This window comes from Streptomyces sp. DG1A-41 (assembly GCF_037055355.1).
Lineage (GTDB): Bacteria > Actinomycetota > Actinomycetes > Streptomycetales > Streptomycetaceae > Streptomyces.
Map to the genome: position 1 here is coordinate 6,478,582 of NZ_CP146350.1, position 17,514 is coordinate 6,496,095.

Consider the following 17,514-nt stretch of genomic DNA (forward strand, 5'->3'; position numbering starts at 1 on the left):
CATAGCCTCCAGAGCATGACTGAAGACGTGTGGCTGCCCATCCCGCCGGACGAGATCGAGGGACTCCCCGAGGGCCCCGCCTACCGCTTCTGGAACGGAGAGGAGGACTTCCCCGCGGACCCGGCGGACTGCGCCTTCTACGTCGTCCCGTACATGAAGCCCAGCCCGCTGTGCGTACGTCCCATGCCGGGGATGAGCCGCCTCCAGGTCGTGCAGACCCTCTCCGCCGGCATCGACCACGTGGAGCCGGGGCTGGGGCAGCTGCGTCCGGGCGTGCGGCTGTGCAACGCGCGCGGGGTGCACGAGGCCAGCACCGGAGAGCTCACCCTCGCGCTGATCCTGGCCTCGCTGCGCGGTGTCCCCGGCTTCGTCCGCGCGCAGGACCGGGGGGAGTGGCTCGCCGGGTTCCGGCCCGCGCTCGCCGACAAGAACGTCCTCATCGTCGGGTACGGATCGATCGGCGCCGCCATCGAGGACCGGCTCGTTCCGTTCGAGGTGGCGCGGGTGGCGCGCGTCGCGCGCTCCGAGCGCACCACGGCGCGCGGGCCGGTGCATCCGCTCACCGAACTCCCCGCGCTGCTCCCGGAAGCGGACGTCGTCATCCTGTCCACACCGCTCACCGAAACCACCCGCGGCCTGGCCGGGGCCGACTTCCTGTCCCGGATGAAGGACGGCGCCCTCCTCGTCAACGTCGCCCGCGGCCCCGTCGTCGACACCAAGGCGCTGCTCGCCGAACTGGAGACCGGCCGGATCACCGCCGCCCTCGATGTCACCGACCCCGAGCCCCTGCCGCGCGAACATCCCCTGTGGCGTGCGCCGGGGGTACTCATCAGCCCGCACGTCGGCGGACCCACCTCCGCGTTCCTGCCGCGCGCCAAGCGGCTCCTGGTGGACCAGTTGAGCCGTTATGTGAACCGGGAGCCGCTGCGCAACGTGATCCTTACGACGGGTGCGTCAACCGGCTGATCCGAACTTCGGGTACCGTCCGCAATCCTTCGGGCGCGGTGGGTACTCATATATCTGTTGATCGTTACGGAGCGTAGAGAACCTATGTCCCTGAGTGACGATACTGGTGTATCGTCCCGACAGGGGCTGCGCCGGGGACCGTTCGGCGCCGGGGACGGACGATTCAGGACTGTGAGGGGGGCGACAGGCGATGCACGGCCTATGGGCGAGCAATCCGACGGGGCGGGGCTGCCGGCGGCGACCCTGGCGGACGGCCGCGAGCAGACGCGGTCACCACGCCGATCACGGCGGGCAGCACACCCACCACAGCGACCACAGCCATCACCACCGCAGGCCCGGCAGCCGCAGAAGGCATGCCCAGCCGGCGCACCGGGGCCCGCGGGAGCCGGGAGCGGCACGGACCGGGAGGGTCCGGTGAGCGCGCCGCCGACCCCCACACCCACGCTCGACGGAGCGCTGCGGGCACAGCCTCCGTCCTCCGGGGCGCTGCTGCCCCGCACGCCGGCCCCGGCCCCCGGCCGACCCCGGCCCTCCAACTCGTCCTCGCCCTGGTCTGCTTGGGATACGCCGTCGGTTCCGCGTTCGGCTGGGGTTCGAACGAACTGGCCCTGATCATGGGTGACTTCGGGCTGAGCGCCGCGGCGGCCACCGCCGCCGTGTCCTGCTTCCTCTGCGCCCGCAGCCGCCACACCCGCTTCCGACCCGCCTGGCTGCTGTTCGGCCTCTCCTCGGCCATGGCGTCCTTGGGCAACCTGGTCTGGGGGTGGTACGAGGTCGTCCTCGGACAGCCCGTGCCCAGTCCCAGCTACGCCGACCTGTTCTTCCTCTGCTTCGCGCCGCCCGCGATCGTCGGGCTGCTCGTGCTCGCCAAGCGGCCGGTGACCAAGGCCGGCTGGGTCTGCCTCGGTCTTGACGCCTGGCTGATCGGCGGTTCGCTGCTCACTCTGGCCTGGAGCCTCGCCCTCGCCCAGGCCGCGAAGTCCGAAGGGCCGAGCGTGGCGCACACCGCGCTGTCGCTGGCGTACCCGCTGCTCGACATCGCGCTGGTCAGCATGGTGCTCGCGCTGCACTTCAGGCGGTCCGCGGTGAACCGCTCCGCGGTCAACACCGCGATCGGCGCGCTCGCGCTGACCGTGATGTGCGACGCCCTGTTCACCTCACCGCTGATGCATCACGACTACCGCTCCGGCCAGCTGCTCGACGCGGGCTGGTTCGCCGGCTCGCTGCTCCTGGCGTACGCCCCGTGGGCCGGGCCCCGCACGCCGGACACCGACCGGCACGGCCCGGACCGGCAGAGCACGGCGGGGCACACGCGCGTGGTGCACGAGCACATGCCCGGGCAGCGCAGCGGCCCGCACCACCATTCGACCCTGCCCGGAGGCGAGCTCGGCCGGTATCCGGCCGCCCGGCCCATCGCCGGCTCCCTCGCCGCCCTCACTCCGTATCTCGCGGCGGCCGTGTGCACCCTGGGCATCCTCTACAACGTCCTCAACGGCCGCAGCGTCGACCGTGTGGTCCTGCTCACCGGTGGCACGGTCGTGCTCGCGCTCGTGGTGCGCCAGGGCATCATGCTGCTCGACAACATCACCCTCACCCAGGAACTGGCGCAGAAGGAGAACCACTTCCGCTCCCTGGTGCAGGGCTCCAGCGACGTCATCATGATCGCCGCACCCAGCGGCGTCCTGAGGTACGTCTCCCCGGCCGCCGCCGGTGTGTACGGCCGCCCGGCGGAGGACCTGGTGGGGACGGAACTGGCCAGCCTCATCCACCCGGAGGATCTGGGCTGCGTCGTGCACGAGGTGCGGCGTTTCCTCGCCACCGACCCCATCGAGGAACCCACTACGCGCATCGAGTGCCGCTTCCGCTCGGGCGACGGAGGCTGGCTGAACGTCGAGTCGACCGTCAACCGCCATCAGGGCGGCCTCATCTTCAACAGCAGGGACGTGACCGAAAGGGTCCGGCTCCAGGCCCAGTTGCAGCACAACGCCGAGCACGACCCGCTCACGGACCTGCCCAACCGCGCCCTGTTCACCAAGCGCGTCCAGCACGCCCTCTCGGGCCGCCGCGCCTCCGACCGGGGTGTGGCCCTGCGGAACACGGCCGTGCTGTTCATCGATCTCGACGGCTTCAAGGCCGTCAACGACACGATCGGGCACCAGGCCGGGGACGAGCTGCTCGTCCAGGCCGCCCGTCGCCTCCAGGAGTCCGTCCGGCAGGGCGACACCGCGTCCCGGCTGGGCGGAGACGAGTTCGCGGCCCTGATCGTCGGGGACAACACCCGCGACCGGGAGGCCCGGCAGCGGCACATCCTGGAGCTCGCCGACCGCCTCAGGACGACGCTCTCCCAGCCGTACGTCATCGACGGCAACGATGTCCGTGTCAACGCCTCCATCGGCGTGGCCTTCGCAGAGGCCGGCCTCGGCGCGGGCGAGCTGCTGCGCAACGCCGACCTGGCGATGTACCGGGCCAAGGCCGGCGGCAAGGGTCGCGTCGAGTTGTACAAGCCGCAGATGCAGCAGGACGTCGTACGGAAGGCGGAGCTGGCCACGCGCCTGCGGGCCGCGCTGCACGACGGCGAGTTCGCCCTGCTGCACCAGCCGGTGGTGTGCCTGGAGGACGGCCGGATCTCATCGGTGTCCGCACAGGCGCGCTGGCGCTCCTCCCAGGGGGTGCTGTTCACCCCGGCGGAGTTCCTGCGCGTCGCCGAGGACAACGACAAGACCGCCGAGCTGGGCCGGTGGATGATCGAGGAGGCCGTCGAGCGGGCCGCCGAGCGGCACGCGGCCGGGCTGGCCGCGCCGGTCGTGGTGCGGATGAGCGCCCGCCGGCTGCTGGACAAGTCGATGCCGCTCGGCACCATCGAGGCGCTGCTCACGCGGCACGGGCTGCCGTCCGGGTCGCTGATCATCGAGCTGTCCGACGCCGACCCCAGGACCGGCCTGGACGAGCTGGAGCGGCGGCTGGGTGCCCTCAGGCGGGTAGGTGTCCGGATCGCGCTCGACGGCTTCGGCGGCGGCTACGGGGCGATCACGGCCCTCAGGCGGCTGCCCGTCGACGTGCTGAAGCTCGACCGCAGCCTGGTCGACGGCGTCGTCGAGTCCGCGCGCCTGCACAAGATCACCAGTGGGCTGCTGCGCATCGCCGGCGACCTCGGGCTGAAGTCCGTGGCCGACGGGGTGGATCTGCCCGAGCAGGTCGTCGCCCTGCGCGCGATGGGCTGTACGCACGGGCAGGGCATGGCGTTCTCCGGGCCGCTCGACGAGTACCGGCTGCGCCGGGCGCTCGCCTCCGGCCATTACCCGGTGCCGCACGGACCGGCCGAACCGGCGTTCGCGGGCGGTGCCTCGCGGGTGTACAGCTCGGGTGTGTCCGCCGTCATCGGAGGCGGTACGGCCCTCCGCTCACATAATGAGACTCCCGTCCCACCCACTTGACAGTGAGTGCGTGCCGGGGAGAGGGTCTGTGCCATGCGCACCCGAATTCTCGTACTTGGAAAGCGCGTCGGCTGACGCTGAGCCTCGACCGCTCAGCGACCCCACCCGGCGCGCTCCCCTCGCTTGCCTTATGGCACGAGGGGTTTTTTGTTGCACAGGCGCCGTCCGTGCAGCAATCGAAAACTGTACAAAACTCGCAAAAAACCCTCAGCATCTGAGAAGAGAATGCCGATGACCGAGCAGGCCACCGGGGCCCATCACCCGCAGCCCCGGCCCCGATCCGGAGGACAGCACTCCGCCCCCGAGCAGGTGACGGGCGCGCAGTCCCTCATCCGCTCTCTCGAGGAGGTCGGCGCCGACACGGTATTCGGCATTCCCGGCGGTGCGATCCTCCCGGCCTACGACCCGCTGATGGACTCCACCAGGGTGCGCCACGTCCTGGTCCGCCACGAGCAGGGCGCCGGTCACGCCGCCACCGGCTACGCGCAGGCCACCGGCAAGGTCGGCGTCTGCATGGCGACTTCCGGTCCCGGCGCGACCAACCTGGTCACCCCGATCGCCGACGCGCACATGGACTCCGTGCCGCTGGTCGCGATCACCGGGCAGGTGGCGTCCAAGGCGATCGGCACGGACGCCTTCCAGGAGGCGGACATCGTCGGCATCACCATGCCGATCACCAAGCACAACTTCCTCGTCACCAAGGCCGAGGACATTCCGCGGGTCATCGCCCAGGCGTTCCACATCGCCTCCACCGGCCGTCCCGGCCCGGTCCTGGTCGACATCGCCAAGGACGCGCTCCAGGCGAAGACGACCTTCTCCTGGCCGCCGACCATGGACCTGCCCGGCTACCGCCCGGTGACCAAGCCGCACGCCAAGCAGATCCGCGAGGCCGCCAAGCTCATCACCCAGGCCCGCCGGCCCGTGCTGTACGTCGGCGGCGGCGTGCTCAAGGCCAAGGCCACCGCCGAACTGAAGGTCCTCGCCGAGCTGACCGGCGCGCCCGTCACCACCACCCTGATGGCGCTCGGCGCGTTCCCCGACAACCACCCGCAGCACCTGGGCATGCCCGGCATGCACGGCTCGGTGGCCGCCGTCACCGCCCTGCAGAAGGCCGACCTGATCGTCGCCCTCGGCGCCCGCTTCGACGACCGCGTCACCGGCAAGCTGGACAGCTTCGCCCCGCTCGCCAAGATCGTCCACGCGGACATCGACCCGGCCGAGATCGGCAAGAACCGGGCCGCCGACGTGCCGATCGTCGGTGACGCCCGCGAGGTCATCGCCGACCTGATCCAGGCCGTGCAGAAGGAACACAGCGAGGGCCACCAGGGCGACTACAGCATGTGGTGGAACGACCTGAACCGCTGGCGCGAGACCTACCCGCTCGGCTACGACCAGCCCGACGACGGCTCGCTCTCCCCGCAGCAGGTCATCGAGCGCATCGGGCAGCTCGCCCCCGAGGGCACGATCTTCGCGGCGGGCGTCGGCCAGCACCAGATGTGGGCCGCCCACTTCATCGAGTACGACAAGCCGGGCACCTGGCTGAACTCCGGCGGCGCCGGAACGATGGGCTACGCCGTCCCGGCCGCCATGGGCGCCAAGGCCGGCGCACCCGAGCGGGCCGTCTGGGCCATCGACGGCGACGGCTGCTTCCAGATGACCAACCAGGAGCTCACCACCTGCGCCCTGAACAACATCCCGATCAAGGTCGCCGTCATCAACAACGGCGCCCTCGGGATGGTCCGCCAGTGGCAGACCCTTTTCTACAACCAGCGGTACTCCAACACCGTGCTGCACTCCGGCCCGGACGACGTCAACCCCGAGGCCCGCGGCACCCGCGTCCCCGACTTCGTGAAGCTGTCGGAGGCCATGGGCTGCTACGCCATCCGCTGCGAGTCCCCGGACGACCTCGACAAGGTCATCGAAGAGGCGAACTCCGTCAACGACCGCCCGGTCGTCGTCGACTTCATCGTCCACGAGGACGCGATGGTCTGGCCGATGGTCGCCGCCGGCACCTCCAACGACGAGATCATGGCCGCCCGCGACGTCCGCCCCGACTTCGGCGACAACGAAGACGACTGAGCGAGAGAGACCGAAGAGATCATGTCCAAGCACACGCTCTCCGTCCTGGTGGAGAACACCCCCGGCATCCTCGCCCGGATCGCCGCGCTGTTCTCCCGCCGCGGCTTCAACATCGACTCGCTCGCCGTCGGTGTCACCGAGCACCCCGACATCTCCCGCATCACCATCGTCGTGGGGGTGGAGGACCTGCCCCTGGAGCAGGTGACCAAGCAGCTCAACAAGCTCGTCAACGTGCTGAAGATCGTCGAGCTGGAGCCGTCGCAGGCGGTGCAGCGCGAACTCGTCCTGGTGAAGGTGCGCGCCGACAACGAGACGCGCTCCCAGATCGTCGAGATCGTCCAGCTGTTCCGCGCCAAGACCGTCGACGTCTCCCCGGAGGCCGTCACCATCGAGGCCACCGGATCCGGCGAGAAGCTGTCCGCCATGCTCAAGATGCTGGAACCGTACGGCATCAAGGAGCTCGTCCAATCCGGCACCATCGCGATCGGCCGCGGTGCCCGATCCATCACGGACCGGTCGCTGCGCGCCCTGGACCGGTCGGCGTAAGACCTGAAACGGGCGGTCGGCGCGCCGTCGGCCGCCCGTATTCCGAGACCCTCAGACTTCCCTTCCGCCCCCCGTCATACGGTGGGACGCAACACCTGCACTCCCGAGGAGAGAACCCAAAGTGGCCGAGCTGTTCTACGACGCCGACGCCGACCTGTCCATCATCCAGGGCCGCAAGGTCGCGGTCATCGGTTACGGCAGCCAGGGCCACGCCCACGCGCTGTCGCTCCGTGACTCGGGTGTCGACGTGCGCGTCGGTCTGCACGAGGGCTCCAAGTCCAAGGCCAAGGCCGAGGAGCAGGGCCTGCGCGTGGTGACGCCGTCCGAGGCCGCCGCCGAGGCCGACGTCATCATGATCCTGGTCCCCGACCCGATCCAGGCCCAGGTCTACGAGGAGCACATCGCCCCCAACCTGAAGGACGGCGACGCGCTGTTCTTCGGCCACGGCCTGAACATCCGCTACGGCTTCATCAAGCCCCCGGCCGGCGTCGACGTCTGCATGGTCGCCCCGAAGGGCCCGGGCCACCTGGTGCGCCGCCAGTACGAGGAGGGCCGCGGCGTTCCCTGCATCGCCGCCGTCGAGCAGGACGCCACCGGCAACGCCTTCGCGCTGGCCCTGTCGTACGCCAAGGGCATCGGCGGCACCCGCGCCGGCGTCATCAAGACGACCTTCACCGAGGAGACCGAGACCGACCTGTTCGGTGAGCAGGCCGTCCTCTGCGGTGGTACGGCCGCGCTGGTCAAGGCGGGCTTCGAGACCCTGACCGAGGCCGGCTACCAGCCGGAGATCGCGTACTTCGAGTGCCTGCACGAGCTGAAGCTGATCGTGGACCTCATGTACGAGGGCGGCCTGGAGAAGATGCGCTGGTCGATCTCCGAGACCGCCGAGTGGGGCGACTACGTCACCGGCCCGCGCATCATCACGGACGCCACCAAGGCCGAGATGAAGAAGGTCCTCGCCGAGATCCAGGACGGCTCCTTCGCCCGCAACTGGATGGACGAGTACCACGGCGGTCTGAAGAAGTACAACGAGTACAAGAAGCAGGACTCCGAGCACCTGCTGGAGACCACCGGCAAGGAGCTGCGCAAGCTCATGAGCTGGGTGAACGAGGAGGCGTAGAACCTCACGGCCGAGGGGCCGGAGCGAGCTGCTCCGGCCCCTTCGGCTGACCCGGGGTAACGTCGGTGGTACGGCGTTGTCCAACCTGTCCGGCCACGGACGGGTGATCCTTCCGCAGCGGCGTAAGACGACGCCCTCGGCGCCACTAGACTGCTGCACTACATACGCGTCAGGCCCACAGCGTCGTGCGTCTTCCACGCGACTAGCCCCTCCACCGCCTGCGGCCGTCGGGACGGCCGTCCGCAGCATTGGACTTGTGAGGACTCACGTGAGCTCGAAACCAGTCGTACTCATCGCTGAAGAGCTGTCGCCCGCCACCGTCGACGCGCTGGGCCCGGACTTCGAGATCCGGCAGTGCAACGGCGCGGACCGGGCCGAGCTGCTCCCGGCCATCGCCGAGGTGGACGCGATCCTGATCCGTTCGGCCACGAAGGTCGACGCCGAGGCGATCGCCGCCGCGAACAAGCTCAAGGTCGTCGCGCGAGCCGGCGTCGGCCTGGACAACGTGGACGTCTCCGCCGCCACCAAGGCCGGCGTGATGGTCGTCAACGCCCCCACCTCGAACATCGTGACCGCGGCCGAGCTCGCCTGCGGTCTCCTCCTCGCCACCGCCCGCAACATCCCGCAGGCCAACGCCGCGCTGAAGAACGGCGAGTGGAAGCGCAGCAAGTACACGGGCGTGGAGCTGGCCGAGAAGACCCTCGGTGTCGTCGGACTCGGCCGCATCGGCGCGCTCGTCGCGCAGCGCATGTCCGCCTTCGGCATGAAGGTCGTCGCCTACGACCCCTACGTGCAGCCCGCCCGCGCCGCGCAGATGGGCGTCAAGGTCCTGTCGCTGGACGAGCTGCTCGAGGTCTCCGACTTCATCACCGTCCACCTCCCCAAGACCCCCGAGACCCTCGGCCTGATCGGCGACGAGGCGCTGCGCAAGGTCAAGCCGAGCGTGCGCATCGTCAACGCCGCGCGTGGCGGGATCGTCGACGAGGAGGCGCTGTACTCCGCCCTCAAGGAGGGCCGGGTCGCCGGTGCCGGCCTCGACGTGTACGCCAAGGAGCCGTGCACCGACTCGCCGCTCTTCGAGTTCGACCAGGTCGTCGCCACCCCGCACCTCGGTGCCTCCACCGACGAGGCGCAGGAGAAGGCCGGTATCGCCGTCGCCCGCTCGGTGCGCCTCGCGCTCGCCGGTGAGCTCGTGCCGGACGCGGTGAACGTCCAGGGCGGTGTCATCGCCGAGGACGTCAAGCCGGGCCTGCCGCTCGCCGAGCGTCTGGGCCGGATCTTCACCGCGCTCGCCGGTGAGGTCGCGGTCCGCCTCGACGTCGAGGTGTACGGCGAGATCACCCAGCACGACGTGAAGGTGCTGGAACTGTCCGCCCTCAAGGGTGTCTTCGAGGACGTCGTCGACGAGACGGTGTCCTACGTCAACGCCCCGCTGTTCGCCCAGGAGCGCGGCGTCGAGGTGCGGCTGACCACCAGCTCGGAGGCGAGCGAGCACCGCAACGTCGTCACCGTGCGCGGCACCCTCGCCGACGGCGAGGAGGTGTCGGTCTCCGGCACGCTGGCCGGCCCCAAGCACCTCCAGAAGATCGTCGCCGTCGGTGACTACGACGTCGATCTCGCGCTCGCCGAGCACATGGTGGTCCTGAAGTACGAGGACCGGCCGGGTGTCGTCGGCACGGTGGGCCGCATCCTCGGCGAGGCGGGCATCAACATCGCCGGTATGCAGGTGTCGCGGTCCGTGGCCGGCGGCGAGGCGCTGGCGGTGCTGACCGTGGACGACACGGTGACCTCCGGTGTGCTGGCCGAAGTGGCCGCGGAGATCGGCGCGACGTCGGCTCGCTCGGTGAACCTGGTCTGACCTTCCCCGGGGGCTGCCGCCCCCGGACCTCCCGTTCGCCCTGAACGGGCTCGTCCTCATACGCCGGACGGGCTGAGTTGCTCAGCTCGTCCGGCGTTTTCCTGTCCGTGGACCCGCCGCAGGGTCAACGCCGCGGCTGCCGCCGCTCCGGCCAGCAGCACCGCACCCGTGATCGCCGCCGCGTGCATGCCGCTGGTGAAGGCCTCGCGTGCCGCCGTCGCCAGGGCGTCCCCCGCGCGCCCCGGCATCTGGTCGGCGACGGCCAGGGCGCCGCCCAGGGTCTCGCGGGCCGGAGCGGGTGCCGAGGCCGGGATCTCGTGGCGGTAGACGGCCGTCCCGATGGAGCCGAGGAACGCCATGCTCAGCGCGCCGCCGAACTCCGTGCCGGTCTCCAGCAGCGACGAGGCCGCGCCGGCCTTCTCCACCGGAGCGGCGCTGAGGGCCAGGTCGGCCACCTGGGACATGACGGCGACGATGCCGCAGGCCAGGACGCCGCACGCGGCCAGCAGCAGCCAGAGGGAGTCCGTGCCGGCCAGGGCCAGCATCACGTAGCCGCACGCGGTGACGGCGAAGCCCGCGCCGACGACGTAAGCGCGCGGAACACCCCGCTGCACGAGCTGTGCGCCGGCCGGGGCCGCGAGTCCGATGGGCACCGACGGCAGCAGGCTCCACAGCGCTGCCTCGAGGGGGCTCTTGTCCAGGACGGACTGGATGTACTGGGTCGTGAAGTACGCCGAGCCCATCATGCCGAAGGCGGCGACGAGGTTGAGGACGACGGCCGGGGTGAAGCCGCGGCGCCGGAACAGTTCCGGCGAGATCAGCGGGGACACCGCCGTGCGCTGGCGGTGGACGAACAGGGCGGCGAAGAGCAGGCCGACCGTCACCGCCATCACGTACCGCACGTTCCAGCCCTCCGACGCGAGCTCCTTCAGGCCGTAGACCACGGGGAGCACCGCCGCCATCGACAGGGGAACGCTCAGTCGGTCGAAGCGGCCGGGGCGCGGGTTGCGTGACTCGGGCAGCAGGACGGGACCCAGGACCAGGAGCAGCAGCATCGCGGGCAGGTTGACCAGGAAGACCGAGCCCCACCAGAAGTGCTCGACGAGCACTCCGCTCATCACCGAGCCGAGCGCGATGCCGGCCGTCATCACACCGGACCACACACCGATCGCCTTGGTGCGCTGCGCGGGGTCGGTGAACATCGTGCGCACCAGCGCCATCGTCGACGGCATCAGCGTCGCGCCGCCGATGCCGAGGACCGCGCGGGCGGCGATCAGGGTCTCGGCGCTGGTCGCGTAGGCCGCGACCAGGGAGGCCGTACCGAAGGCCGCGGCGCCGATCAGCAGCAGCCTGCGGCGGCCGATGCGGTCGCCCAGCGAGCCCATCGTCATCAGCAGGCCGGCCAGTACGAAGCCGTAGATGTCGAAGATCCACAGCTGCTGGGCGGCGCTCGGCTCCAGGTCGGCGCTGATCGCGGGGATCGCGAAGTAGAGGACGGACACGTCCATCGAGACCAGCAACAGCGGCAGCATCAGCACGCCGAGTGCCGTCCATTCGCGGCGGCCGGCGCGCACCGGGGGGTTGGGGTTCGTCGTCATGGGCAGGACTGTACGAGCGTCTTATACGCTTGTCTAGTACGACTGTGTAAGACATTCGTATGGGACGGATGTATGGATGCGGGGGTAAACTGGGATGCCATGGGACACCGTGAGGATCTGCTCGAGGGCGCCAAGCGCTGCCTGCTGGCGAAGGGGTTCGTGCGCACGACCGCGCGCGACATCGTCAAGGAGTCGGGGACCAACCTGGCGTCGATCGGCTACCACTACGGCTCGAAGGACGCGCTGCTGGCGCGGGCGTACGTCGAGATGGTGGAGGGGATGTCCGACGCCTTCGAGGGCGGCGGTGAGCTGGGCGGGGAGCCGGGGTCGCTGGAGCGGTTCGCCGAGGTGTGGTCGAACATCATCGGGACCATGCGGGACCCCGGGTCGATGTGGCGGCTCAGCATGGAGATCGTGGCGATGGGCGACCAGCTGCCGAAGGTGCGGGAGCATCTCGCGCGGGCCCAGCGAGAAGGGGCGCGCGGCATCGTCACGCTCTTCCACGGCGGCAGCGAGGACGACGTCCCCGAGGAGCGGGTGGACACCCTCGGCTACTTCTATCTGACCCTGATGATGGGGCTCATGGCGCAGTGGACCTTCGACCCGAAGAGCGCGCCCGAGGCCGGGCAGCTCGCCGAGGGGCTCCGCCAGGTGATCGAGGCCGCTACCGTTCCCAAAGGCTGAGCGGTAGTGAGTCCTGATGCCAGGCCCCGTGCGCAGCCGGATGCCCCGATCGGTGTTGGGCACCCTCGTCGCCCGGGTTCGCTCCGCGTCCGGCGCGCATGGATCGTGTCCGTGGTCCGGGAGTGCGGGGGCTGGTTTTCCTCACGCCCCCGCGCGCCCGGTCCGGCCTGGGCGGCCCGATGCCCGATGCACTCCCCAGTAACAGCTCACCACCCCGAAGTGGCGCCGACGCGCCCCTCGCGCATCTCGACGACCCGGTCCGCGAAGTGCCGTACGACCGCCCGGTCGTGGCAGATGAACAGGTAGCCCAGGCCCAGGTCGTCCTGGAGGTCGGCGAGCAGGTTCAGCACGCCCGCGCGTACCGACGGGTCGAGTGAGGACACCGGCTCGTCGAGCACGAGCAGCCGCGGGTCGGACGCCAGGGCGCGGGCGATGCCGGCGCGCTGGCACTGGCCGCCGGAGAGCTCGTGCGGGTGCCGCTCGCCGTACGCGGGGTCCAGGCCCACCCGGTCGAGGAGTTCGGCGACCCGGGCCGGGCCGTCGGCGGGATGCCAGCGGCCCTGGACCTTCAGCGGTTCGGCGACGGCGTCGCGAATGCGGTGGCGGGGGCTCAGCGAGCCGTAGGGGTCCTGGAAGACGGGCTGCATACGGGGGCGCAGCGGGCGCAGCTCGCGTTCGGTGAGGGACGTCAACTCCCGGCCTTCGAAGTGGACTTCACCGCCGGCCGGGCGGCGCAGCTGGAGCACCGCCAGGGCCGTGGAGGACTTGCCGCAGCCGGACGGGCCGTTCAGGGCGAGCGTCTCGCCGGCGGCCAGGGTGAAGGAGACGCCGTCCACGGCGGTGACCGGGCCGTAGCGGACGACCAGGTCGCGGACGTCGAGCAGGGCATCACTCATACGGGTCGGAGCTCCTGGAGGAACAAGTCGGTGGCCGGGTGGGGAAGTTGCTCCCAGCGGTGGCAGGCGACCAGGCGTCCGGCGGCCTGCCGGGGCTCGGGCTCCGCGCTGTGGCAGGCGTCCGCGGCGAGCGGGCAGCGCGGGGCGAAGGCGCAGCCCGGCGGGAGTGTGCCCGGGGCAGGCGGGGTGCCGCCCAGGGCGGGGAGACGGCGACCCGTCGCGTTCTGCGGGAGGGACGCCAGAAGGCCGGCCGTGTAGGGGGCGCGGGGGCGGGCCAGCACTTCGTCCGCCGGGCCGAGTTCGGTGAGGCGCCCGGCGTACATGACCAGCACACGGTCGGCGTGCCCGCGTACGGCGTCCATGTCGTGCGTGACCAGGACGAGCGCGGCGCCGACCGCCTCCCGCTGCTCGGCGAGCAGCCGCAGCACCTGGTCGCGGCGCTCCTCGTCGAGGGCGGTGGTGGGCTCGTCGGCGACCACGACGTCCGGTTCGTTGATGGTGGCCATGGCGATCACCGCGCGCTGCCGCATCCCGCCGGAGTACTCGTGCGGATACGCCCGCGCCTTGCGTGCCGCGTCCGGGATGCCGACGCGGTCCAGGGCCGCGACCGCTCGGGCCCGGGCCTCCTTGCGGGAGACCCCGGCCACCGACCGTACGGCGGCGGCGAGTTGGTCACCCACCCGGTGCACGGGTGACAGGGCCGACAGGGCGTCCTGCGGGACGAGGGCGATGCGGCGACCCCGGTGGGCCGAGAGGTCCGGCAGGATCGTCCCGCTCGTCGTCGCGCCGCGCGGCAGCATGCCGAGGAGCGCGCGGGCCGTGAGGGACTTGCCCGCTCCGGACTCGCCGACGATCGCCAGCACTTCACGCGGGCGGACGTCGAAGGACAGGCCGCGCACGGCCTCGACCCCGTCGAAGGCGATCCGCAACTCGCGTACCGACAGCAGTGCCTCAGACTCCAACGGGGGTCTCCTTCCGGACCGGAGCCGGGGTGGCGCGCCGCACCCTCCGGCCCTGGGTGAGTGCCGCGCCCGACACCGCGAGTCCCGCCAGCAGGGCCAGCGCCACCGCCGGGGCCAGGGCCGCCCACGGGGCGCGTTCCACATAGGCGCGGGACTCGTCGAGCAGCAGACCCCACTCGGGGGCGGGCGGCTGGGCGCCGAGGCCCAGGAAGCCCAGCGAGGCCAGGGCCAGGGCGATGCCCGGCAGGCGCAGCAGGGCGTGGCGGGCGACCGGGGCGGCCACCGACGGCAGGACGTGCCGGGTGAGGATCCAGAACGGGCTCGCCCCGATGGCCCGTTGGGCGGTCAGGAAGGCCGACGCGCGCACCTCCTGCACCAGTGCCGCCGCGTGCGCGGACAGGGCCGGCCAGGAGATCAGCGCGACCGCGAGGGCCGCGCCGCCGGTGCCGGGGCCGACGGCCGCCGCGACCAGGATGCCGACGATCACCGGGGGCAGGGCGTTGGCGATGTCCGCCGCACCCTCCGCGATCCGGGGCAGGAAGCCCAGCGCGAGCGCGACCAGCAGGCTCAGCAGGCAGACCGCCGCCGCCGTGCCGACCGTGGAGGCGGCGCCGTGGCCGAGCCGGGCGAGCACGTCACGGCCGAGGCCGTCGGTCCCGAGCGGGTGCGCCCAGGACGGTGCGGCCAGCCGAGCCGTGGTGTTCACGGCGTACGGGTCGCGCGACAGGCCCCAGCCGATGGTCACGGCGAGGACGGTGAACAGCGTCAACGGGATCGCGGGATGTGCGCGCACCGGCCGTGCCGGGGGCAGCGCCAACGAGGCGTCACGCAGGGCCGGGCCCAGCAGCCGCCGCCGTGCGAGCGCCGCCAGCGCGCCCGTGATCAGCCCGAGCGCGAGCAGCGCGAGCACCGAGCCCTGGAGCAGCGCCAAGTCCTGTGACTTGGCCGCGCCGAGCGCGGTACGGCCGATGCCCGGCACGGCGAAGACCGTCTCCACGGCGACCGCGCCACCGGTGAGCCCCACGGCGACCATCCCGAACTGCGGGACCAGCGGCGGCAGGACGCGTCGCAGCGCCGCCCCGGCGATCCGCGCCCGGCTCACCCCGGCGCCCCGCCACAGCTCCACCCACCGCTCGTCGAGCACGGCGGGCAACGCGTCCGCGACCAGACGGCCGAGCAGACCGCCGCCGGGGACGCCGAGGGCCACGGCGGGCAGGACCATGTTCTCCGGCCCCACCCAGCCCGACGTCGGCAGCCACCCCAGCCACACCCCGAAGACCAGCAGCGCGACCGTGGCCAGCAGAAACTCGGGTACGGCTGCCAGCATCGCGGCCCACGCCCCGGCCGAGGCCCGGCCCCGCACCAGCACCGGCGCGACCAGCGTGCACGCCAGCAGCAGCGCCACGCCGAGCGAGGCGCCCATCAGCGCCAGCGACACCTGGAGCCCGGAGGCCACGGAAGGCAGGACCTCGGTGCCCGACACCCAGGACGTGCCGAGGTCGCCGCGCAGGAGGTCCGAGGCCCAGCCGCCCAGCAGGGACAGGGGTCCGGCGTCCAGACCGAGGTCCCGTCGTACGGAGTCCAGGGCTTCCTCGGTCGGGTTCTGCTCGGCGGAGCGGGCCCGCAGCACGGCCAGTGCCGGGTCCCTGCCGGAGAGCCAGGGCAGCAGGCCGACGGCGGCCAGTACGGCGATCAGGCAGAACAGACGGGTCAGCGCTGCGGCACCGGCCAACCGCCGTATACGGCCCTTCACTTGACGTGAGTGTCCGCCGTGACCAGCTCCCGCTCACGCGGGTCGTGGGCGGCGTCGACCACGTGGGCGGCGTCGCCCTGGATCACGCGTTCGTGCAGCATGGGCACGGCCGCGTCGGTGCCGAGTACGGCGGCCTCGGCGGCGATGACCGCGGCGCGGCGCGCGTCCCCCGCCCTGGTGTCGCCGGCCTTCTTCAGGGCCTTGTCCACGGCCGGGTCCGCGAGCTGGGAGATGTTGAAGGAGCCGTCGGAGGCGAAGTCGCTGTAGAGGTAGGCGGCCGGGTCGCCGGAGTCGAGGACGGTGGCGCGGGAGAGGATGAACGCGTCGAACGCGCCCGCCAGCGCGTCGGATTCGATGTTGGCGTACTCGCGGATGTCGAGCTTCACCTTGAAGCCGGCCTTCTGGAGCTGCTGTTGCAGCGCGGCGGCGACCTCGGGCAGCTCGGCGCGGTCGGTGAAGGTACCGATGGTGATCGTCTTGCCGGCCGGGCCGCCGGCCTTGGTCCGCTTCACCGGTTCCCGCAGTTCGGCCGCCCACGGAAGGGCAGGGCCGAGCAGCCCCTCGGCGACGTCGGCGCGCCCTTCGTACACGCCCTTCACGATCGATTCGGCGTCGATCGCCTCACGGGCCGCCGCCCGCAGTGCGGCGTCCTTGAAGGCGCCCTTCTCGGTGTTGAGGTACAGGGTGTTGGTGCGTGGCATGGGCACCTCGGTGATCAGGTCCTGGTCCAGCACCGCCGCCTGCGACACGGGCACCGCCTCGACGATGTCGGCCTCGCCGCTGCGCAGGGCGGCGGCGCGGGCGGTGCCGTCCGGTACGAACCGCACGTCGATGCCAGGGGCCTCGGCCTTCTTCCCCCAGTAGCCGTCGTAGCGGTCGAGGACGGCGGAGGAGGTGCCGTTGACCTTCGTCAGCTCGAAGGGGCCGGTGCCCGCGCCGACGGGGCTGACGGTCTTCCCCTTGTAGGCCTTGGCGGCCAGGATCGACAGCTGCGGGGAGCTGAGCCGCTGCGGGACCAGGGGGTCCTCGGTGGCGGTGGTGACGGTGACCTTGTCGCCGTCGGCCTTCGCGGTCAGGTCCACGCCGTCGAGGATGCGGGGTTTGGGGGAGGCAGCGGCGGCCTTGGTGAGGGAGTTGACGACGGCTTCGGCGGTGAGCTTCGTCCCGTCGTGGAAGGTGACGCCGTCGCGCAGGGTGAAGGTCCAACTCCGGCCGGACTGGGTCCACTCGGTGGCCAGCGCCGGCTCGGCGTCACCGTCCGCGTCCAGTTTCACCAGGGTCTCCGCCGTCGACCAGCGCGACAGCTTGAAGGCGTCGTCCGACAGCGGGGACAGCCCCGAGCGCGGTGGCTGCATCATCGCGACGCGTATGCGCTTGCCCCCTGCCCCGGAGTCGTCCGTGGCCGACTGCCCACCGGAGAAGCAGCCGGTGAGCAGGGCGGAGGCCGCGGTGACGGCGGTAAGGGGGATGAGTCGAGCGGGGACGCGCACGGGACACCTCGGTCAAGGCCTGGTAAATGGTTGAACGCGCCATGACCGTAGCATGATGACAATCGTTTTCAGAAGTGGGTCTGGAGGTCAGGGGGCGGGGCGGAGGTGCTTGCGCAGTGCCCAGGCGG

Annotated in this window: 11 protein-coding genes and 2 pseudogenes; 7 read left to right on the top strand and 6 right to left on the bottom strand. The window is 71.5% G+C overall.

Annotated features, from left to right (window positions below; all coding sequences use genetic code 11):
- Positions 1 to 15: 15 nt before the first annotated feature.
- From V8690_RS30400 to serA, 6 genes and pseudogenes are all read left to right on the top strand, one after another.
- On the top strand, positions 16 to 966 hold the full coding sequence (locus tag V8690_RS30400) for a 2-hydroxyacid dehydrogenase (RefSeq protein ID WP_338783312.1): 951 nt from the start codon (positions 16 to 18) through the stop codon (positions 964 to 966).
- Positions 967 to 1,380: 414 nt separating this feature from the next.
- A pseudogene (locus tag V8690_RS30405) lies at positions 1,381 to 4,400 on the top strand (EAL domain-containing protein).
- A 231-nt stretch (positions 4,401 to 4,631) separates the two neighbouring features.
- Entirely contained in the window at positions 4,632 to 6,479 is a 1,848-nt protein-coding gene (locus tag V8690_RS30410) for an acetolactate synthase large subunit (protein ID WP_338783313.1), read from the top strand.
- 21 nt (positions 6,480 to 6,500) lie between these two features.
- A complete protein-coding gene (ilvN, locus tag V8690_RS30415; RefSeq protein ID WP_010048631.1) occupies positions 6,501 to 7,025 on the top strand; it encodes an acetolactate synthase small subunit in 525 nt (174 codons plus the stop codon).
- A gap of 121 nt (positions 7,026 to 7,146) precedes the next feature.
- Complete coding sequence (gene ilvC / locus V8690_RS30420; RefSeq protein ID WP_338783314.1) at positions 7,147 to 8,145, top strand: ketol-acid reductoisomerase; 999 nt, start codon at positions 7,147 to 7,149, stop codon at positions 8,143 to 8,145.
- Positions 8,146 to 8,413: 268 nt separating this feature from the next.
- A complete protein-coding gene (serA, locus tag V8690_RS30425; RefSeq protein WP_338783315.1) occupies positions 8,414 to 10,003 on the top strand; it encodes a phosphoglycerate dehydrogenase in 1,590 nt (529 codons plus the stop codon).
- 56 nt (positions 10,004 to 10,059) lie between these two features.
- On the opposite strand, the gene V8690_RS30430 is transcribed toward serA, so the two are convergent.
- Positions 10,060 to 11,601, bottom strand: coding sequence for an MFS transporter (locus tag V8690_RS30430; protein WP_338783316.1), 1,542 nt, complete (start codon positions 11,599 to 11,601; stop codon positions 10,060 to 10,062).
- A 99-nt stretch (positions 11,602 to 11,700) separates the two neighbouring features.
- Here V8690_RS30430 and V8690_RS30435 point away from each other — a divergent pair, with 99 nt between their 5' ends.
- Complete coding sequence (locus V8690_RS30435) at positions 11,701 to 12,285, top strand: TetR/AcrR family transcriptional regulator (RefSeq protein WP_338783317.1); 585 nt, start codon at positions 11,701 to 11,703, stop codon at positions 12,283 to 12,285.
- Here V8690_RS30435 and V8690_RS30440 read toward each other — a convergent pair.
- The 5 genes and pseudogenes from V8690_RS30440 to V8690_RS30460 form a co-directional block, all read right to left on the bottom strand.
- Positions 12,266 to 12,470 (bottom strand): annotated as a pseudogene (locus V8690_RS30440) (transposase); the annotation flags it as partial. The gene V8690_RS30435 and the pseudogene V8690_RS30440 overlap by 20 nt on opposite strands.
- 21 nt (positions 12,471 to 12,491) lie before the next feature.
- Positions 12,492 to 13,181 carry a dipeptide/oligopeptide/nickel ABC transporter ATP-binding protein gene (locus V8690_RS30445; RefSeq protein ID WP_338783318.1) on the bottom strand — a complete coding sequence of 230 codons (690 nt, stop codon included), beginning with the start codon at positions 13,179 to 13,181 and terminating at the stop codon, positions 12,492 to 12,494.
- Positions 13,178 to 14,143 carry an ABC transporter ATP-binding protein gene (locus V8690_RS30450; RefSeq protein ID WP_338783319.1) on the bottom strand — a complete coding sequence of 322 codons (966 nt, stop codon included), beginning with the start codon at positions 14,141 to 14,143 and terminating at the stop codon, positions 13,178 to 13,180. Before V8690_RS30450 ends, V8690_RS30445 begins: the two co-directional genes overlap by 4 nt.
- Positions 14,133 to 15,896 carry an ABC transporter permease subunit gene (locus V8690_RS30455; protein ID WP_338783320.1) on the bottom strand — a complete coding sequence of 588 codons (1,764 nt, stop codon included), beginning with the start codon at positions 15,894 to 15,896 and terminating at the stop codon, positions 14,133 to 14,135. The genes V8690_RS30450 and V8690_RS30455 overlap by 11 nt, the downstream gene beginning before the upstream one ends.
- Complete coding sequence (locus V8690_RS30460) at positions 15,893 to 17,386, bottom strand: ABC transporter substrate-binding protein (protein WP_338783321.1); 1,494 nt, start codon at positions 17,384 to 17,386, stop codon at positions 15,893 to 15,895. The genes V8690_RS30455 and V8690_RS30460 overlap by 4 nt, the downstream gene beginning before the upstream one ends.
- Positions 17,387 to 17,514 lie beyond the last annotated feature (128 nt).

Excerpts from the sequence above, each read along its gene's own strand:
- V8690_RS30400 (WP_338783312.1), top strand. The coding sequence starts at position 16 with ATGACTGAAGACGTGTGGCTGCCCATCCCGCCGGACGAGATCGAGGGA.
- V8690_RS30410 (WP_338783313.1), top strand. The coding sequence starts at position 4,632 with ATGACCGAGCAGGCCACCGGGGCCCATCACCCGCAGCCCCGGCCCCGA.
- ilvN (WP_010048631.1), top strand. The coding sequence starts at position 6,501 with ATGTCCAAGCACACGCTCTCCGTCCTGGTGGAGAACACCCCCGGCATC.
- V8690_RS30430 (WP_338783316.1), bottom strand. The coding sequence starts at position 11,601 with ATGACGACGAACCCCAACCCCCCGGTGCGCGCCGGCCGCCGCGAATGG.
- V8690_RS30435 (WP_338783317.1), top strand. The coding sequence starts at position 11,701 with ATGGGACACCGTGAGGATCTGCTCGAGGGCGCCAAGCGCTGCCTGCTG.
- V8690_RS30445 (WP_338783318.1), bottom strand. The coding sequence starts at position 13,181 with ATGAGTGATGCCCTGCTCGACGTCCGCGACCTGGTCGTCCGCTACGGC.